Annotated in this window: 20 protein-coding genes; 18 read left to right on the top strand and 2 right to left on the bottom strand. The window is 45.8% G+C overall.

Features of this window, described 5'->3' with window-relative positions; genetic code table 11:
* Window positions 1-901, bottom strand: a 901-nt coding sequence (locus ACTTJF_RS06385) for a cache domain-containing protein (RefSeq protein WP_442551245.1), incomplete at its 3' end; no start/stop codon positions are given.
* Between the two features lie 155 nt (window positions 902-1,056).
* Here ACTTJF_RS06385 and ACTTJF_RS06380 point away from each other — a divergent pair.
* The gene (locus ACTTJF_RS06380; protein ID WP_442551244.1) at window positions 1,057-1,425 is read left to right on the top strand and encodes a DUF488 domain-containing protein; all 369 of its coding nucleotides are present in this window, start codon (window positions 1,057-1,059) and stop codon (window positions 1,423-1,425) included.
* A 113-nt stretch (window positions 1,426-1,538) separates the two neighbouring features.
* On the opposite strand, the gene bamA is transcribed toward ACTTJF_RS06380, so the two are convergent.
* Entirely contained in the window at window positions 1,539-3,803 is a 2,265-nt protein-coding gene (gene bamA / locus ACTTJF_RS06375; protein WP_442551243.1) for an outer membrane protein assembly factor BamA, read from the bottom strand.
* Window positions 3,804-3,883: 80 nt separating this feature from the next.
* On the opposite strand from bamA, the gene ACTTJF_RS06370 reads away from it, so the two are divergent.
* From ACTTJF_RS06370 to ACTTJF_RS06290, 17 genes are all read left to right on the top strand, one after another.
* Window positions 3,884-4,714, top strand: a complete 831-nt coding sequence (locus ACTTJF_RS06370) for a prephenate dehydrogenase (RefSeq protein WP_442551242.1) — start codon at window positions 3,884-3,886, stop codon at window positions 4,712-4,714.
* 73 nt (window positions 4,715-4,787) lie between these two features.
* Window positions 4,788-6,155 carry a M23 family metallopeptidase gene (locus tag ACTTJF_RS06365; RefSeq protein ID WP_442551241.1) on the top strand — a complete coding sequence of 456 codons (1,368 nt, stop codon included), beginning with the start codon at window positions 4,788-4,790 and terminating at the stop codon, window positions 6,153-6,155.
* 63 nt (window positions 6,156-6,218) lie between these two features.
* Window positions 6,219-7,103 (top strand): UDP-3-O-acyl-N-acetylglucosamine deacetylase, encoded by an 885-nt coding sequence (gene lpxC / locus ACTTJF_RS06360; protein WP_314090355.1) that lies wholly within the window; start codon window positions 6,219-6,221, stop codon window positions 7,101-7,103.
* 125 nt (window positions 7,104-7,228) lie between these two features.
* Window positions 7,229-7,555 (top strand): glycoprotease, encoded by a 327-nt coding sequence (locus ACTTJF_RS06355; RefSeq protein ID WP_442551240.1) that lies wholly within the window; start codon window positions 7,229-7,231, stop codon window positions 7,553-7,555.
* Between the two features lie 8 nt (window positions 7,556-7,563).
* A complete protein-coding gene (thrB, locus tag ACTTJF_RS06350) occupies window positions 7,564-8,448 on the top strand; it encodes a homoserine kinase (RefSeq protein ID WP_442551239.1) in 885 nt (294 codons plus the stop codon).
* Between the two features lie 25 nt (window positions 8,449-8,473).
* The gene (locus ACTTJF_RS06345) at window positions 8,474-8,758 is read left to right on the top strand and encodes a DUF448 domain-containing protein (protein ID WP_002947517.1); all 285 of its coding nucleotides are present in this window, start codon (window positions 8,474-8,476) and stop codon (window positions 8,756-8,758) included.
* The gene (infB, locus tag ACTTJF_RS06340; protein WP_442551238.1) at window positions 8,724-11,417 is read left to right on the top strand and encodes a translation initiation factor IF-2; all 2,694 of its coding nucleotides are present in this window, start codon (window positions 8,724-8,726) and stop codon (window positions 11,415-11,417) included. Before ACTTJF_RS06345 ends, infB begins: the two co-directional genes overlap by 35 nt.
* Window positions 11,414-11,785, top strand: coding sequence for a 30S ribosome-binding factor RbfA (gene rbfA / locus ACTTJF_RS06335; protein ID WP_002943703.1), 372 nt, complete (start codon window positions 11,414-11,416; stop codon window positions 11,783-11,785). Before infB ends, rbfA begins: the two co-directional genes overlap by 4 nt.
* Complete coding sequence (rimP, locus tag ACTTJF_RS06330; RefSeq protein ID WP_314180379.1) at window positions 11,772-12,200, top strand: ribosome maturation factor RimP; 429 nt, start codon at window positions 11,772-11,774, stop codon at window positions 12,198-12,200. Before rbfA ends, rimP begins: the two co-directional genes overlap by 14 nt.
* 307 nt (window positions 12,201-12,507) lie before the next feature.
* Entirely contained in the window at window positions 12,508-13,401 is an 894-nt protein-coding gene (gene accD / locus ACTTJF_RS06325; protein WP_122863291.1) for an acetyl-CoA carboxylase, carboxyltransferase subunit beta, read from the top strand.
* A 2-nt stretch (window positions 13,402-13,403) separates the two neighbouring features.
* A complete protein-coding gene (locus ACTTJF_RS06320; RefSeq protein ID WP_002947511.1) occupies window positions 13,404-13,859 on the top strand; it encodes a 23S rRNA (pseudouridine(1915)-N(3))-methyltransferase RlmH in 456 nt (151 codons plus the stop codon).
* 9 nt (window positions 13,860-13,868) lie between these two features.
* Window positions 13,869-14,222: an RNA polymerase-binding protein DksA gene (dksA, locus tag ACTTJF_RS06315; protein ID WP_122863290.1), complete on the top strand. Its 354-nt coding sequence runs from the start codon at window positions 13,869-13,871 to the stop codon at window positions 14,220-14,222.
* A gap of 9 nt (window positions 14,223-14,231) precedes the next feature.
* Window positions 14,232-15,269 carry a LapA family protein gene (locus ACTTJF_RS06310; protein WP_442551237.1) on the top strand — a complete coding sequence of 346 codons (1,038 nt, stop codon included), beginning with the start codon at window positions 14,232-14,234 and terminating at the stop codon, window positions 15,267-15,269.
* On the top strand, window positions 15,266-16,183 hold the full coding sequence (locus ACTTJF_RS06305; protein ID WP_442551236.1) for a tRNA dihydrouridine synthase: 918 nt from the start codon (window positions 15,266-15,268) through the stop codon (window positions 16,181-16,183). The genes ACTTJF_RS06310 and ACTTJF_RS06305 overlap by 4 nt, the downstream gene beginning before the upstream one ends.
* A 2-nt stretch (window positions 16,184-16,185) precedes the next feature.
* Window positions 16,186-16,800, top strand: a complete 615-nt coding sequence (gene recO / locus ACTTJF_RS06300; protein WP_442551235.1) for a recombination protein RecO — start codon at window positions 16,186-16,188, stop codon at window positions 16,798-16,800.
* 190 nt (window positions 16,801-16,990) lie between these two features.
* Window positions 16,991-17,425 carry a hypothetical protein gene (locus ACTTJF_RS06295; protein WP_442551234.1) on the top strand — a complete coding sequence of 145 codons (435 nt, stop codon included), beginning with the start codon at window positions 16,991-16,993 and terminating at the stop codon, window positions 17,423-17,425.
* A gap of 113 nt (window positions 17,426-17,538) precedes the next feature.
* Window positions 17,539-18,138 carry a hypothetical protein gene (locus ACTTJF_RS06290; RefSeq protein ID WP_442551233.1) on the top strand — a complete coding sequence of 200 codons (600 nt, stop codon included), beginning with the start codon at window positions 17,539-17,541 and terminating at the stop codon, window positions 18,136-18,138.
* The last annotated feature ends 5 nt before the right edge of the window (window positions 18,139-18,143 follow it).

Genomic DNA, 18,143 nt, shown 5'->3' with positions numbered 1-18,143 from the left:
CAAATAGCGAAAGAGCGACGATAAACACCGCGGCTAATATAAGCTGAGCTTTTAAAAGCGGTAAAGTGTTGCTAGAAAAGGTATCCGCGCCGATAGCGGCAACTACTAGCCAGCCTTGTTCGTTGATAGGTATGAGCTTGGCCGTTACGCTCTCGCCTTTGTAGTTGACGTATGGGATCAGGCCGTTTTCGTCAAATTTCTTTTCCGCGTATTGTTTTGATAGATACAGCGTAGACTCGACTGCTTTACCGATATTATCAGGGTTTGAGTGCATTAGCATGACGCCGTCTTTATTCATCAGATAAACATAGCCGTATTCGGTCTTACCCATATCTAAAATTTTCTTGCTTAGAGCGTCTATTTTTAGGTCTATCGCCGCTACGCCCGCAAATTTACCGCCCTCGTTTACCGGCACGGCAAAGGTCATAACTAGGCTTTGACTCATAGCATCGATATAAGGCTCGGTATAAATAGCCCTATTTGCCGCTTTCGTATCCATATACCAGCCGCGTTTACGAGGGTCGTAATTATCCTTTTCAGGAGTTAACTTGTTATTTGATGATTGAAAATGACTTCCGTCGACTTCTCTACCGAAATAAATATCGCCCACCACCGAATTTGACCTATCTTTTTCTAGTACCAATGTTTTTAACAGCTCTTCTTCGCTATATTGTGCTTTTTGTATGCTGGTTCCGAGCTTTTTTACTATATCGGTATAGTCTTTAAAAAACGAATCCGTGACCGCGTCGACGTCTTTTAAAATTTGAGCCTGATTTTGGCTAACGAGCTGAACGACCTTATTCTCGGCCGTATAATAACTAACCGCCGAAATAGCGGTAAACGAAACAATCAGCGCGACGATGAGCATCACGGCTATCTTGTTCGTGATTGACCTAAACATAAACGCTTCCTTTACAAATTTAAATTCAAAATAAACGTTAATTATAGCTTACAATAGTAAAACGGTGCTTAATCTTTAAATTTTATCTCTTGCGCTACCGATAAATTTGTTTTTTGGAGTAAAATTTAGGTCAAATTTGCAAAAAAAGGTATTTTATGTTTAAGGCTTTTAGAATTTACGATTTTATCAAAGATAACGAAAGCAGCGATTTTTACGGCGTATTCGTCGATAGGCTATATCCTCGCGGCGTAAAAAAGGAGATATTTAGCTCGTTTTTGTGGTTAAAATCGGTCACGCCTTCAAACGATCTTAGAGCGTGGTTTCATGAAGATAGAGAGAGGAGATTTAGCGAATTTAGGCTCAAATTTAAAAGCGAGCTTGCAAACGAGGAAGCGGCGATGGGACTAAAAAAGCTAAAATCGTTAGAAAAAATCCACGGCAAAATCGCGCTGCTAACGGCGACGAAGGATATAAATTTAAGCCACGTTACGGTGATTTTGGAAGCGCTTAAAGAGAGGGATTAAATTTTACTTTGGCGGCACAACTTTCAAATTTAAGTCAAAAGCGGCAATTTTACGGCGATAAATTTAAAAAGATAGAGCGGCGTCTTGCAAACTAAAACGCCGCATTAGTATAATTAGAAGCGTTGTCCGATGGTAAATTCAAACGTGCTGGTATCGTCGCTATCCTGCTTGTTAAGCGGTTTAGCAAAGATAAGCTGAAGCGGTCCCATCGGCGTCACCCACTCGATACCCACGCCGGCGCTATATCTACTGATACGTCCGTCAATATACTCGTATCCGGCCCTTCTTTGTACGTGCTTGCCCTCTATGACGCCGTAGTCAACAAACATCACGCCGCGCATTTTTACGCGCTCTATGATCGGGAAGCTAAGCTCGGCCGAGCTATTAAACGAGATAGTGCCACCCGTCTCGTACCATTGGCCGTTTAGGGCTTTGACCTTTGGCGAAACCGTCCTGCTCTCAAATCCGCGTAAATTTCTGATGCCGCCCAGGTATAGCTTTTCGTTGATCGGTATGTATCCGCGATCCCAAATTTTACCAAAGCTTGATTTAAATCTGAAAATAAGGTCGTAGTCCACCCACTCTCTGATGCCTTGATACCAGTTGAAATTCGTTCTGCTCTTTAAAAATTTCTCGTCACCGCCCACGCCCGCAAACTCTAGGCTAGTGCTTGCGATGATACCGGTACGAGGTAGATAATAATCATCCGTGCTGTTATACGTGATAGACGGGATGAGGGAGCTTTTGATACTTTTGCCGTCTTTATAGCCGACGCTTTTTAGCACGTCGCTAAGTCCGCTGATACGGCTTTGCTCGATAACATAGCCTAAAGACGCGCTTAAATTTCTAGTTAGCTTTCTACCTAGTACCAAATTTAGACCGTATGATTTCTCGTCGTAGTTATTCCAGTCGTAGTCGTTAGCGTATAGCGTGCCGCCCAGGCTGTACTCGGAGTCGAAAAGACGCGGGTTAGTTAGGCCTATCTGGCCTGAGAGCTCGTTGTCGCTTCTATCGACGCTTATGACGCCTTTCATACCGCTACCAAACACGTTCGTATCGGATAAGCTCGCGTTAAGCAGTAATCCGTCCGAGCTACCGTAGCCGATACCGCCGCTGATCGAGCCGGTGGAGGCCTCTTTTACTTTTACGAGTAGATCGACTTGATTTTCTCCGACGCGTTGCTCTTCGATCTCGACCTCGTCAAAGTAGCTCGTTCTCTTTAGCGCGTCCTTGCTATCTTGCAGGTCGGTTCTGCTATATAAATTTCCCTCCGTGAGGTATAGCTCACGCCTGACGACTCTATCTACGGTTCTATCGTTACCTGAAATTTGCACGTTTCTTATATATACTTTTTCGTCCGGCACGACCTCGTAGACGATACTTACGGTCTTATCCTCGACGTTTTTCTCGGTTTTTGGATTTATCCTTACAAATGCATAGCCCTTATCCGCTACCATATCGTCGAGCTTTTTCATGTCTTGCCTTAGGCGAGCAGAGTTCATCACGTCGCCGCCCTCTAGCCTAAAGTCTTTTAAAATTTTCTCTTTATCAAGCTCTAAAAACTCAGGCGCCTCGATATCTACGCTAGATACCCTATACTGCTCGCCCTCGGTCACGTAGTAGGTGAGGTCTGCGGTGTAGTTATCCATATAAGCGTTTAGATACGGGTTTGAGACGGTAGCGTCTAGGTAGCCTTTTTGGTAGTATTTGTCTTGGATTCTCGCAGGATCGTTTGGTAGCTCAAAAAGTTTGACCTTACCGTCGTTTCTGCCCCACATCCAGCCCATAAATTCGCGCTCTTTATTAGCCACCACAGGCTCGATGTCGCCGTAGTCAAAAAGCTTTGCGCCGACTAAATTTACGTTTTCTATTATGATATTCTCGCCGCGGTTTATGTTCATCGTGACAAAAAGGCTGCTTTCATTGCCCGCTACCGGCTCTTTGGTTACGTCTACGATAGTGTCGAAGTATCCTTTTGACTCATAATACTGCCTGATACGCTCTTTTGCACGCTCGATGGCCAGCTCGTCGTACATGTTTCCTTGTTTGATATTGATTAGCCCGTCGATAGCGGTTTTATCGTTGGTCACTACGCCCTTGATATCGATACGAGCGATGCTAGGCTTTTCTTTTACCGTTACGGTCACGTCGCCGCCCTCGTTTTCGATATAGATATCGTCAAAATAACCCTGCCTAAAGAGCTTTGCGATCGCCCTATCCGTACTATCGCCGCTTAGCTCGTCGCCGACTTTTAACCCCATTATCTCCTTTGCCGTTTCGGGAGACAGACGGACGAGACCTTTAAAATTTATGGAAGTTATCTGCTGGGCATTTGCCAAAACAGCACCCAGAAGTAGTAGAAAAACGCTTTTTTTCATTTATTTAACCTAAAAGTGATGATAAGGCTGTATAATAGCACATTTTATTTTTAAACAATATAAATTTAAAAGGCGAATTTATGAAAATCGGTATCGTAGGCCTAGGACTCATCGGCGGCTCGCTAGGTCTTAGCCTAAAAAACGAAAAACTAATCAGCTGCGTTAGCGGCATGGATCTAAGCAAAGAGCACGAAGAGCAGGCGATCAAGCTCGGTCTCGTGCATGAAATTTTGACGCTTGAGCAGATGAAGCAAAAGTGCGATATGATATTTCTAGCCATCCCAGTCGAAGGCATCATAAAAATCGTCAAAGAATTTGAAGGTATCGGCGAAAACACGACCATCGTAGATCTAGGTAGCACCAAGCAAAAAATAATCGAAGCCGTGCCCGAGAGCATCAGGCAAAATTTCATCCCAGCTCACCCGATGGCGGGCACCGAGTACTCCGGTCCGACCGCAGCTTTTTCGGGGCTTTTTAAAGATGCCGTCGTAGCTATCTGCGACTTTAAAGAAAGCGGCGAGATGCACGTCAAGCGCTCGGTCGAGCTCTTTTCGCACCTGGGTATGAAGATTATCTTCATGAGCGCAGCAGAGCACGATCATCACGCCAGCGTCATCTCTCACCTACCCCACGCTATCAGCTTTTCGCTAGCTAGCAGCGTGCTAAAAAAGGAAAACAAAAAAAATATCATCGCGCTAAGCGGCACGGGATTTAACGGCATGATCAGGATCGCCAAAAGCTCGCCCGTGATGTGGACGGATATCTTTAAACAAAACAAACAAAATTTGATAAATTCGATAGACCTTTTCAAAAAAGAGCTGGACGAATGCGAAAATTTAATCAAAAACGAGCAGTGGGACGAGCTGCGAGAATGGATGGGCGAAGCTAGAAAAATACGCGAAATTTTATAAATTCAGAGGCAAATTTACCTTAAATTTATCGCTTTTTAGTAAAATCGGTCTCTTTAAGATTTAGGAGATTTTTATGAGAAGACGCGACAATCCGAATTTGATATTTTTCGGCGTTATTATTTTGCTTTTAGTTGCGGCGATAGCTTTTTTATTTACATCAAAAACGTTTGAACGCGAAGCACCGAGCATAGCCATCTCAGATCAAATTTACTGGAACCTAACCTCGCCTCTACCGATCAAAATCACCGACGAAGGCGGCGTAAAATCAGTCAAAATTTCACTCGTAGACGAAAAAGGCAGCGTAAATTTGCTAACTCAAAAATTTGAAGCGCCGTCTGAAATCGTCGATTTAAATTTAACCTTTCCTAAAACGGGATTTGGCGCGCAAAAAGATATCTATAACATCGTAATCGAGGCCACAGATACTAGCAAATGGGGATTTTTCCTCGGCAACACGCAAAAAAAAGAGGTCAAAATCACCGTCGATAACAAAAAACCCGACGTAAACATCCTAAATCACTCCTACGCCATCACTAAAGGCGGTAGCGCGACGGTCGTGTTTAAGGCGACTGACGAGATGCTAAAAGAGGTCTATATCGAGACGAACTACGGCAAGAAATTTATACCGAGCAAATTCGTAAAAGACGGCTACTACGCTTCTTTAGTGGCTTGGCCGGCGCAGCAAGGCTCGTTTAGCGCCGACGTCGTGGCGCTTGACGCGGCGGGAAATATAACCAAAAGCAAGATAAGATTTTTCTACCAAGACAAAAAATACCGCACCTCAAAGATAAAACTAGACGGTCAAAGTAGATTTTTAAACGAAAAAATCCCGGAACTAGCGCAGCAATACGCCAAAAACTACGACGCTATGAGCAATCTGGAAAAGATGAAGTTCGTCAATGAAAATCTCCGCGAGGCAAATGAGAAAATAATCTCGCAAATCGCCGCAAAAGTCGAGATAGACGCTGCGGAAAATTTTAGCGTAAATAAATTTTACCCGCTAAAAAACGGCAAAGCGGTAGCGAGCTTTGGCGACCACAGATATTATACATTTGAGGATAAAGACGTCAGCGAAAGTTGGCACATGGGTATCGACCTAGCCTCGACGCAAAAAGCCGACATCGTCGCTAATAACGACGGCACGGTCGAATTTGCCGCAGATAACGGCATCTATGGGCGCAACATCCTGATAAACCACGGATTCGGGCTATTTTCGCTCTATGGACACTGCAGTTCGCTAAACGTCAAAGCAGGCGACTCGGTCAAGGCGGGCGACGTCATCGCAAACACGGGCGTTACGGGTCTAGCGATGGGTGATCACTTGCACTTTGGCATGCTAGTTCAAGGCATAGAAGTGCGTCCGGAGGAGTGGATGGATAACGGCTGGATGAAAGATAACGTAACCGGAGTTTTGAACGCGGCTAAAAAAATGGTCGAATAAATTTGCCATTTTGTTGTAAATTTGTTGTATAATGGCAAGAATAAGAAAAATAAGGGCGAAATTTTGAAACAAACAACTATAAAATCAGCCGTAGAAGGCGTAGGTATCGGGCTTCACAAGGGCGAACCGATAAAAATCACGCTTGAGCCGCTCGGGGCAAATTCGGGAATAATATTTTACAGAAAAGACCTCGGAGTGAGCTTTAAAGCGGAGCCAAAAAACGTGATAAATACTCAAATGGCAACCGTAATCGGCGGGAAAGAGGGCTACATCTCGACGATCGAGCATCTCCTTAGCGCGATAAACGGCTACGGCATTGACAATATCCGCATAGTCCTAGATGCCAACGAAGTGCCGGTAATGGACGGCTCGGCGATAAGCTACTGCATGATGCTGGATGAAGCGGGCACGGCTGAGCTAGACGCGGATAAAAAAGTAATCGTAATCAAGCGCCCAGTAGAAGTAAACAAAAACGGAAAATTCGCCAGAGTAACGCCGTCGAATAACCCGAAATTCGACTTTACTATCAAATTTGCCCACCCGATAATCGGCGAGCAAAATTACGTATTCGAGTTTAGCAAACAAGCCTACATCGAAGAGATCGCGCGTGCAAGGACGTTTGGATTTTTAAAAGACGTGCAGATGCTAAGGGCGCAAAATTTAGCCCTCGGCGGTAGCCTAGATAACGCCGTAGTTATCGACGATAATAAAATTTTAAATCCTGAAGGCCTGCGCTTTGAAAACGAATTCGTTCGTCATAAAATTTTAGACGCTATCGGCGATCTAAGCCTGATGGGCGCGCCTTTGATGGCTGATTATACGAGCTTTGCGGGTAGCCACGAGCTAAACCACGAGCTAACGCTGGCTATCCTAAGCGACGATAAAAACTACGAAATCGTCACGCTAAAAGGCGATTTCGCGCGCGAGTACCAAAAGGTATTTGCATAAAAAATATCCAAATTTTAGTTATCGCTCTTAGCTCGCCGCTAATCGTCGGCATTTATGACGAAAACGGCGAGCTTATAGAGCAAATTTCTAGCGAAGAAAAATCCGACGTCTCTCTCGTAAAAATAATGGACGAGATCTTAAACGGCGGCAAATTTAATCTACGAAAAATTATCTACGCAAATGGCCCTGGAAGCTTTATGGGCGCAAAAGTCGCCTATGTCGTTCTAAAGACGATTAGCATCGTAAAAGAGTGCGAATTTTATGCGGTTAGCGGTTTTGAGCTAAACGGCGGCGCACCGATACGGGCAAATAAAAACTTAAGTTTCGTAGATACGCCCGAAGGCGTCAAACTACAAAAAGCGCAAGCGGGCGAATTTGGCTTACCGCAAAATTTAGCCGTTTTAAATCTAAATTTAGATACTCTACCAAATTACGTTATACAAGCCGTTTAGGAGATTTTTTGCAAATTTTAGTTCCCGCCACGAGCGCAAACATTGGCCCCGGTTTTGACGCCCTAGGACTTGCCTTAGAGCTACACAACACAGTCGAGATAACGAGGGCAAACTTCGCCTCCGTGAGCATTTTGGGCGAAGGCAAAGACAACGCGCTTCTTAAAAAAAACAACATTTTTTTATCTATTTTCAATGAAATTTACGCCAAACTAACGGGCAAAAAAGATACTTTTCGCATGATTTTTACCAATCAAATCCCGTTTTCCCGCGGACTTGGAAGCTCCTCTGCGGTCATCACTTCCGCCATCGCGGCAGCCTACGCGGCAGCGGGATTTAAGGCGGATAAAAATGCTATTTTAAACCAAGCTCTAGTTTACGAAAACCACCCCGACAACATCGCTCCGGCGACGCTTGGTGGTTTTGTTAGCTCCGTCGTTGAAAACGGCAAGGTAAAATCTCTAAAAAAACCTTTAAGCGCCGATATCAAAGCCGTCGTCGTGATCCCGGATAAGCCGATGAGCACGAACGAATCTCGCGCCAAGCTGCCTAAAAATTTCACTATGAGCGAGTGCGTTAGCAACCTCTCTCACGCCGCATTTCTCACGGCTTGCTTTTTTAGCGAAAATTACGAACTTTTAAGGACGGCGGCAAAAGACGTCATGCACGAGCAAATCCGCATGCAAAGCCTACCCGAGCTCTTTGAAGTGCGCAAGATAGCCTACGAAAACAGCGCGCTTTTAAGCACGCTTTCAGGTAGCGGATCGAGCTTTTTAAATATCGTTTACGCGGGCGATGCGGTAAATTTAAAACAAAAACTGCAAGATAAATTTAAGAGCTTTCGAGTTGAAATTTTTAATTTCGACAACGACGGGATAAAAATCCTACAAAGCTAAAAAAAAGCTAAAAGAAGTTATAATAATGGCTCAAAAATTTATCCCTATCAGGACGTGCGTGGTCTGCAAAAAGCGCTTTGAACAGCAAATTTTGCGTAGATACAGACTGATAAATTCTTCGCTATTTTTCGGAAACGGAAACGGACGCAGCTTTTATCTTTGCGAGGAATGTCTAAAAAAAGACGAGAAAATTTTAAGAAAATCGCTCGGAAGAGTCGCAGGCAGCTTTATAGCGACGCTACAAAACGGGCAAAATTTAAAGGAGATACTCTTAAATGGGGACTGTTCGAATTTCAGAGATAGCAAATGAGCTCGGCTACAATAGCAAAGAGGTTTTAGAAAAGGCTATTGAGCTTGGGCTAAAGGTCAAAACGCACTCGAGCGGCGTTAGTCCTGAAGAAGCGGAGGCGCTATACACCTACATCCAAACCGGCGAGATCCCCGAAGCTCTCAAGAAAAAACCGGAAAAGAAAAAACCGACCGTCAAAAAGGCGGAAACTAAAGAGAGCAAAGAGGAAAAAGAAAGTAAACCTAAAGAGGTCAAAAAATCAAGCGCCGCAAAAGAAGAAAAGCCTTTGCCGAAAGAAAAAATAGAAACAAAAAACGACGAAAAATCCGAAAAAGAACAAAAAACAGTCACTCAAAAACCGGCAGAAAAAGCGCCGGAGCCAAGAATGCAAGTAGCGCCAAAAGAGGAACCAAAGGTCCAGCCTGCCGCCGAGCCGGTCCAGCCAAAAGAGAGCCTAGCCGACGTTAGCCTACAAAAAAGACGCGGTCTAGTCATCGTAAAAAAGAAAAAAGACGAGCAGCCCGCACCTAGAGCAAGCGAGAGAAAAGAGTCTGCGCCGGCGCTAAATTTGGAAAGTATGTTTAAATTTAGCGATGAAAAAATCGAGCGCAAAAAGAAAAAAGAGAAAAAACCGGTCATCGCAACTAAAAAAGACGGTGCCACCAAGATGGATCTGCTCGGCGACCGCGACATGGCCGACATCGTAATAGACGATGAAGACGTAGTTATATTGCCTGATTTTTCAGTGCGAACGCAAACTCCGGAGCCTCAAAAAACAAAACAACCGACAAATACTGGCTACAAGCCGGTATTAAATACCTCGGTAAGTTCGTTTCTAGAGCAAGGCACTGCGCGCAGGCCTCGCAAAAAACATAAAAAATCTCAACGAGCCGACCATAACGGCGAATCGGTAACCTACGTCGAGATACCAAAAGAGATCCGCCTATACGAATTTGCCGATAAAATAAACAAGCAACCGAGCGAAGTCATCGGCAAGCTCTTTATGCTCGGTATGATGACGACCAAAAACGATTTCCTAGACGAGGATGCGATAGAAATTTTGGCCGATGAGTTCGGTATCGAGGTAAATATCGTCGATACGCAAGAAGCGTTTGACTACGTTAAGGCCTACGACGAAGAAGAGGAGCAGCTAGATGATTCAAATTTGACTGTCCGTGCTCCCGTTATCACCATCATGGGTCACGTCGACCACGGCAAAACCTCGCTACTAGACTATATCAGAAGCTCGCGCGTAGCAGCGGGCGAAGCCGGCGGCATCACGCAACACGTTGGCGCCTATATGGTAAACAAAAACGGCAAAAACATTACCTTTATCGACACTCCGGGCCACGAGGCTTTCACGGCTATGCGCGCTAGAGGAGCTAAGATCACCGATATCGTTATCATCGTGGTCGCAGCCGACGACGGCGTAAAACCGCAAACCAAAGAAGCCGTGAGCCACGCAAAAGCCGCCGGCGTACCGATCATCATCGCGATAAACAAGATGGATAAAGAGGCAGCAAACCCAGACAAAGTAAAAAGCGAGCTAGCCGAGCTAGATATCCTATCTACCGACTGGGGCGGCACGTACGAGTTCGTACCGATCTCGGCAAAGATGGGTATGGGTATAGACGATCTACTTGAGATCGTACTCTTGCAGGCTGAAATTTTAGAACTGAAAGCAAACGCAAAGGCTAACGCGAAAGCGGCAATAATAGAAAGTTCGCAGCAAAAAGGCCGCGGTCCGGTAGCTACGGTTATCGTAGAAAACGGCACCCTAAGAGTCGGCGATATCGTGGTCGCAGGCGTTGCGTACGGTAAGATAAGAAGCATAACCGACGATCAGGGCAAAATTTTAAAAGAGATAAAACCGGGCGAATGCGGCGTGATAATGGGCCTTAGCGAAATTCCTGAAGCCGGCGAAACGCTAATAAGCGTCAAAACCGACAAAGAAGCTCGCGAGTACGCACAGAAAAAGGCTGAATACCTACGCCAAAAAGAGCTTAGCAAAACAACAAAAGTAAGCCTGGAAGAGCTTAGCGAAAAGATCGCCGAGGGCGAGCTAAAATCGCTCCCTGTCATCGTAAAAGCCGATGTGGGCGGCTCGCTAGAAGCCATCAAGGCAAGCCTAGAAAAACTTCGCAACGACGAGATAAAAGTAAATATCATCCACTCAGGCGTGGGCGGCATTACCCAAAGCGACGTGGAGTTAGCCAGAGCGAGCGAAAACTCCGTGATTTTAGGCTTTAACATAAGGCCGACGGGCGAAGTGAAAGAAAAAGCCAAAGAAAGCGGCGTCGAGATCAAAACCTATAACGTCATCTATAACCTGATCGACGACGTCAAGGCGATCCTAAGCGGTCTAATGTCGCCTGTCATCCACGAGGAGCAGCTCGGTCAAGCACAAGTACGCCAAGTCATCAACGTCCCTAAAGTAGGCGCGATCGCAGGCTGCATGGTGACCGAAGGCACGATAAACCGCGGTGCGAAAATCCGCCTGATCAGAAACGGCGTGGTCGTACACGAGGGCACGGTGAGCTCGCTAAAACGCTTCAAAGACGACGTGAGAGAGGTTGCTCGCGGCTTTGAGTGCGGCGTGGGTATAGACGGCTACAACGACATCAGAGAGGGCGACTACATAGAGAGCTTTAAAGAAGTAGAGGAGCAAGCTAGCCTATGAACCCCTCGGAGATAAAACGCCTGCGCACGCAAAGCGTATTAAAAGAACTGCTGCCTGAGGCTCTATCTACGCTTGAGGACGAGCTTTTGCGCGGGCTTTGCGTAACCGACGTCGAGTGTAAAAAGGGCAGATACGACGCGTTCGTATACCTTGATAAAATGATGTTCGACGAGCGCGAGCAGGCCTATATACTAGACCGCCTAAAGCGCGTATCAAAGCACCTGCAAAACCACTGCATGGCGGCTGAGGGCTGGTATAGGGCGCCCAATTTTCACTTCAAATTCGACGACAGGCTCGAGTACCAAAACCATATGGACGATTTGTTTGAAAAAATCTCAGAGGATCTAAACAAAAATGCAAAATCTTGAAAATCTGATCTCGCAGTGCGGCGTGCAGCTCTACGACGTCGAGGTCGCGAACGAAAACGGCAGAGCGATCTATAGGATCTATATCGCAAAGCCCGGCGGCGTAAATTTAGACGACTGCGAAAAGGTTTCGCGCCTACTCTCGCCGATATTTGACGTCGAGCCGCCGCTTAGCGGAGACTACGTGCTAGAGGTTAGCTCGCCCGGACTTGAGCGAAAGCTAGAAAAACCGAGCCATTTTATCTCAAGCGTCGGCGAACTAGCTAAAATCTCGGCCGAAGTAGACGGCGAAAATAAAAAGCTAAAAGGCAAAATCATATCCGCCGATGACGATGAGATCTCGTTTGAGAGCGAAGGTCAAATTTTAAAAATAAAAATCGCGAATATAAAAAAGGCAAAAACCTATATCGAGTGGTAAGCCGCAAATTTAAAGGCTCAAATTTAAGCTAATATCCCGTCAAATTTCGGGTTAAATTTTACAAATTTGAGCTCTTTAAATTTATATCGCAAAGTTAAAACACACCGCAGTCAAATTTAACCTCAAATTTACAAACCGCCTCCGTGTAAATTTAAAATTTCGCCAAAAACCACAAAAAAGAGCGGCGTAAATTTTAGCGATTCTACTCGCCTACTCCCCAAAGCGCGCGGCGTAAATTTAATACCCGACTAGCAAAACATAAGCTAACTTTGGCTATAATCCCTAAATTTTTTAAAAAGTAGGAACCATGAGCTTTTTAGATATTTTTTCCAAAACAAGAAAGCAACAATCCGCTCCTAGCGAGGCTCCGGCGCACTGGGTCAAATGCGACAGCTGTCACTCGCTGATGTATTACAAAGAAGTCGAGGCAAATTTTAACGTCTGTCCAAAGTGCGGTTTTCACATGAGATTAGCCGCCGACAAAAGGATAGCGATGATCTGCGACGAAGGCAGTTTCGTCGAGCTTGACACCAAGCTAAAGCCCGTCGATCCGATCAAATTCGTCGATAAAAAATCCTACAAAAAACGCATAAGCGAAAACGAGGAAAAAACAGGCAGAAGCTCGGCCGTGATCTGCGGCGAGGCCAAGATCGACGGTATGAACGTACAGCTGGCGGTTTTTGATTTTAGCTTTATGGGCGGGTCTTTAGGCTCGGTCGAGGGCGAAAAGATCGTGCGCGCCGTAAAAAGATCGCTCGATAAAAAGCAGCCTCTCATCATCGTTTCGGCTTCGGGCGGAGCAAGGATGCAGGAGAGTACGTTTTCGCTGATGCAGATGTCAAAGACCTCTGCCGCGCTAAAGCTACTTGACGAGGCTAAGGTGCCCTATATATCGGTCTTAACCGATCCTACGATGGGCGGCGTGAGCGCGTCTTTTGCGTGGCTGGGCGACGTCATCATCGCAGAGCCGGGCGCTCTCATCGGATTTGCCGGACAGCGCGTTATCAAGCAAACTATCGGAGCCGATCTTCCCGAGGGCTTTCAAAGATCGGAGTTTTTGCTAGAGCACGGCCTAATAGACGCCATAGTCGAGCGCAAAGAGCATAAGCAATTTTTAAGCGATATGATAAGACTGCTCTCAAACAACCCGGCCTACGCCGCCAAGCAGCCTAGCGCTCAAAATTTGGACGACGAGGAATAAATTTGGAAATTTCCGTGTTTTGCATCCAAAAGTCAAAACGTGAAAATTTTGAAAACGAGATCAAAGAGTACGCGAAGATGTCGTCGAAATTCGCCAAAATTTCAGATGTCGTTATCTTTAACGACAAGATCGCCAAAGCCCAAAGCAAGGGGCGAGACGAGGCACTAAAAGCTTACGACGAGGTTTATGAGCCAAATTTAAACGGCTTTTGCGTGGCGCTTGACGAAGCGGGTCGGGAATTTAACAGCGAGGAGTTTGCCAAACTCATCTCGGACAAGGCTCAAATTTCGTTTTTTATCGGCGGAGCTTACGGGCTTAGTCAAAATTTTAAACAAAAAACGGACGCAGTCGTCAGCCTAAGCCGCATGACGATGGCGCACAAGATAGCAAAACTTATGCTTCACGAGCAGATTTTCAGAGCTCTTTGCATAAACGCGAACCACCCATATCACAAATAAAGGAACAAAATGCGCAAAAGCGACTTGGAGCAGTTTAAGGCACTTTTACTGGAGCGAAAAGCACAGATAACTAAAAATATTTTAGACTCGTCAAACGAGATGGCAGGACTACGCCAAAGCGGCGTCAGCGACGAGTTTGATATCGCCTCCGTAAACGCCGATCAGCTCATCGAGCAATCAATCAGCGCTCAACAAAGACAAGAACTAGCCGAGATCGACGTCTCGCTGCGAAAGATCGCCGACAAAACATACGGCATCTGCGAGATGTGCGAGGAGGAGATCGGCCTGGCGCGTCTGCGCGTCAAACCGCACGCAAAATACTGCATCACCTGCCGTGAGATAGTGGAAAAAACCGCAAAATAGGGGTACGCCATGCAAATCAAACGTTTTATAGCTTGCGCCGTGCTTTACCTGGTCGTAGTCGGCGCGATCGTTTATCTTTTCAACGACGGTTCTTACGAGCTTCATCTTAAATTTGCCATTTTCGGTAGCGACGTCGAGTATACGTTAAATTTACCTGTTGCCGTGTGGATGATACTGCCGCCTGCGATTTTGACGATATTTTGCGTGCTTCATATGGCCTATCACGGGTTTAAATTTTACGCCTTTAAACGCAAAATTTCGCACGACGAGAAATTCTATAGAGACCTCAGTAAGGAAATTTTGCTAGGCCTAGATACGAACAAAGACTTTAAAACGAACTTTTATAAAATCCCGTCCCAGATAGCTAGAATCCTCTCGCCCTGGGATAGATATAAAGATGCGAACATCGAGAGTGAAGAGCTACAAAATGCCCTAGGCGTAATGCGTACCGTAAAAAACGGCGAAGTCGCAGATCTAAAGAAATTTAAGCTACCTAAAGATAATCCGCTCTTTATCAAAAACGAGCTAAACAAAATAGCAAATTTGGACGGATACTATCTGGAAACGCTTAAAAAATCGACTGACGATCAAGGCGAAATCGCTCGCAAAGCAAGGCAAAAACTAATAAATATAGGCTCGCTTGCCGATATCAAAAAATTTGCTCCCGAGCTAGACGAAAACGAGACCATGACGCTGATCGCCCGCTTTGCTAAAGACGAGATAAATTTAAGCAACGACGAGATTTTGGAGCTGTTAAATTCAGATAAAATTTCAAAAGACAGCTTTGGTATCAGCGCCGCGACGCTAAAAAGCAAAATCGCTCCGGACGCTATTATCGGCATATTCGAGCGCCTCAAAAACGAACGCCAAGAGGCGCAGGAAGCCTACGTCTATCTGCTGTTTGAGTTTGAGATGCTCGAGCGCGCGCAGGAGGTCTTAGCAGGCCTTGAAGCCGGCGAATATCAAAATTTTCGCACCCTGCTCTACCTCAGACAAAGCGGCAAAAACATTCCGACCGATCTATTTTTCAAGCACGCGCATTGTTGATAGATTTTTCAAAAAAGCCGCTTTTTCTAGCTCCGCTTGCTGGCTTTTCGGATCTGCCGCTTAGAAGCGTGGTCAAGCAGTTTGGCTGCGACGTGACTGTAAGCGAGATGATAAGCGCAAACGCCCTAGTTTACGAGGGTAGTAAAACGCTTGAGATGCTCAAAAAATCGCCTCTTGAAACGCCATATATCGTGCAGATCGCGGGCAGCGACGCGGACATCGTCAAAAAAGCGGTTGAGATTTTAAACGGTATCGAGGGTATCGACGGTATCGATCTAAACTGCGGTTGCCCAGTGTCAAAGGTCGTCAAACAGTCCGCAGGCTCGGCACTGTTAAAAGATATCTCGAATCTAAAACGCATCGTAGAAACCATCAAAAAAACCTCAAATAAGCAAATGACTAGCGTCAAACTGCGCCTGGGCTTTGATGAAAAAATACCCGAAATTTTAGCCATCGCCGCGCAGGACGCCGGAGCTGACTACATCGCATTTCACGGACGCACGAGAGCGGGCGGTTATACGGCGGCGGTAGATTACGCCGCGATCGGCCGAGCTAAAGAGGCCGTAACCATCCCCGTCATCGCAAACGGCGATATCTCACCCGAAAATGCGGCCCAGGCGCTAAATTTAACCAACGCCGACGCGCTCATGATAGGACGCGCCTGCATCGGCAAGCCGTGGGTTTTTCACGAGATAAAGACAGGCGGCAGCATCGACGCGGCGACGAAAAAGGCGATCATCTTGGCGCATTTTGACGCGATGATCGAGCACTACGGCGAGCACGGAGCGGCGATCTTTCGCAAGCACCTACACCGCTACTCCAAAGGCATAGACGGCGCCAGCGCCTTTCGCGACGAGATAAATCACATCGCCGAGCCTGACATCCTGCGCCAAAAAATCCAAACATTTTTCTAACCATGCAAGGCTACATCCTGCACACGCAAAAGGTGCGCGACGAGGACCTGCTCGTCTACATCCTCACACCCTCGCTGCTAGTCAAATCCTACCGCTTCTACGGCGCGCGCCACTCAAACGTCCTGCAAGGCTACAAGATCGACTTCGAGCTCGAAGGCGGCGAGAACTTCCTCCCGCACCTGCGCAGCGTCCTGCACCTAGGCTACCGCTGGCTGCTCTCGCGCGAGCGACTGCTCGTGTGGCAGCAGTTTATGCGCCTACTATACGCGCACCTGCGAGACGTCGAGCAGATAGACGAGGTGTATTTTCGCGAGCTTGAGCTTTGTGCCTCACGCTTTGACAGAGGCGCTCCCAAACGCCTACTCATCGAGAGCTACGTGCGCATTTTAGAGGCCGAGGGCAGGCTGCACGACGAGCTTTTTTGCTTTATCTGCGACGAGCCCGCGGAGGATAGAGTTGCGCTAGCCAGGAGCTTCTTGCCCGCTCACGAGCACTGCGCCGCGCAAAAGGGCTTTGAGATAGAAAAGATAAAAATGCTCTTTAGCGAGCGCTCTACGCTGCTACTTGATGATGACGAGATAGACGCACTCTACTCGGTTTTACTTCAGGGGCTTTGATCAAATTTACCGTTTCAAATTTGACTCGCCCAAATTTGCTTTCAAATTTAATCCTCTTAAATTTTATTCAGACCGATCTCGCCGCGCCCTACTCCCGATATCCAAATTTATCGGCTCGAATTTCATCAAATTTACCGCCTCTTTACCGGCTTTTGGCTAATATTTCGCAAATTTGATTTAAGGGATAAATTTGAAAAGATTCGCACTCGGCTTTGCCGCCCTTTTATTCGTCGTTTTCGTAAATTTTATTTACGAAAAGCTATCTCGCCCCACTCATTTTACCGTCACGCCGGACACCAAGATAGACCCGAACTCCGAGCTAGCTAAATACGTAACGCAAGAGGAGATAGACGATTTTGCTTTTAGATACTGGGATATAGACGAATACGAGGAGCACAACGCCACCCTTAACGCTTTAAGAAATTTGCTGAGGCTAAAAGATACGGATAAGATTTTAAATTTTATGACAAGAAACGGGCTTGGCGCCGACGCAAAGATGAAGGCAAACACGACGCCCCTGATGCACGCTAGCTTTTATGGCGACGAAACCACGGCAAAAAGACTCATGGAGATGGGCGCGGACGCTCATGCGCGAGATAGCTACAAACTCTCGCCCCTGGCATAGAAAACAACTCTACAAAGACCGTTAAGCTCTTGCTTGATAGCGGGGTTAAATTTAGCAATAAAGAAAAAATTCAAAGATATTTAAAAGCGCCCCAAAACGATAGGATAAAAAGCTTGACTATCGACGGAGATAATATATTTGTAGAGTACGAAGTAAAATACGGTCAGAAAAACGAAGGCTCAAAAGGCTGGATATTGCCTTTTGATTATATTACCTTTGGCAACTTTACCGAGATGCTACAAATACTATTTAGTATGGGGTATTTTGACGAGAATGGCAACTATTTTAAAGATATGGAATATATGCCAAACTACGAACCTATGCTAAATTTGCTACTAGACAACAATGTTTCTGGGCAACCTACGAGCGAGGAGCTGAAAGAGGCGTATAAAAAATGCCATGATACTTATATATGGTATAAAATAAGATGGATAGACGGAGAAAATATAAACAAAAAAAGGCCGTTTTATGTAGATATGCCAATAAAAAATTTAGAAAAATATTGCACCGAGCCTGATGGAACCTTTCAAGACGTACGAACATTTATGTCGTGGGCAAACGAACAAAAAAAGATGGATGCAATAATACGCATAGGAGATACGGATAAGGTGATTTATATTGGCGCCGACATAAGTAGTCAAGACAAAGAAAAATTAATATCTAATAAACTAATACAAAAACAAAGGAGCAAAGATGCCGCAGAGCGACGATAACGTAT

Source organism: Campylobacter sp. (assembly GCF_052170435.1).
Taxonomy (GTDB): Bacteria; Campylobacterota; Campylobacteria; order Campylobacterales; family Campylobacteraceae; genus Campylobacter_A.
The sequence above is the reverse complement of the archived record's forward strand: the minus strand, read 5'-3'. Positions and strand labels throughout refer to the sequence as shown.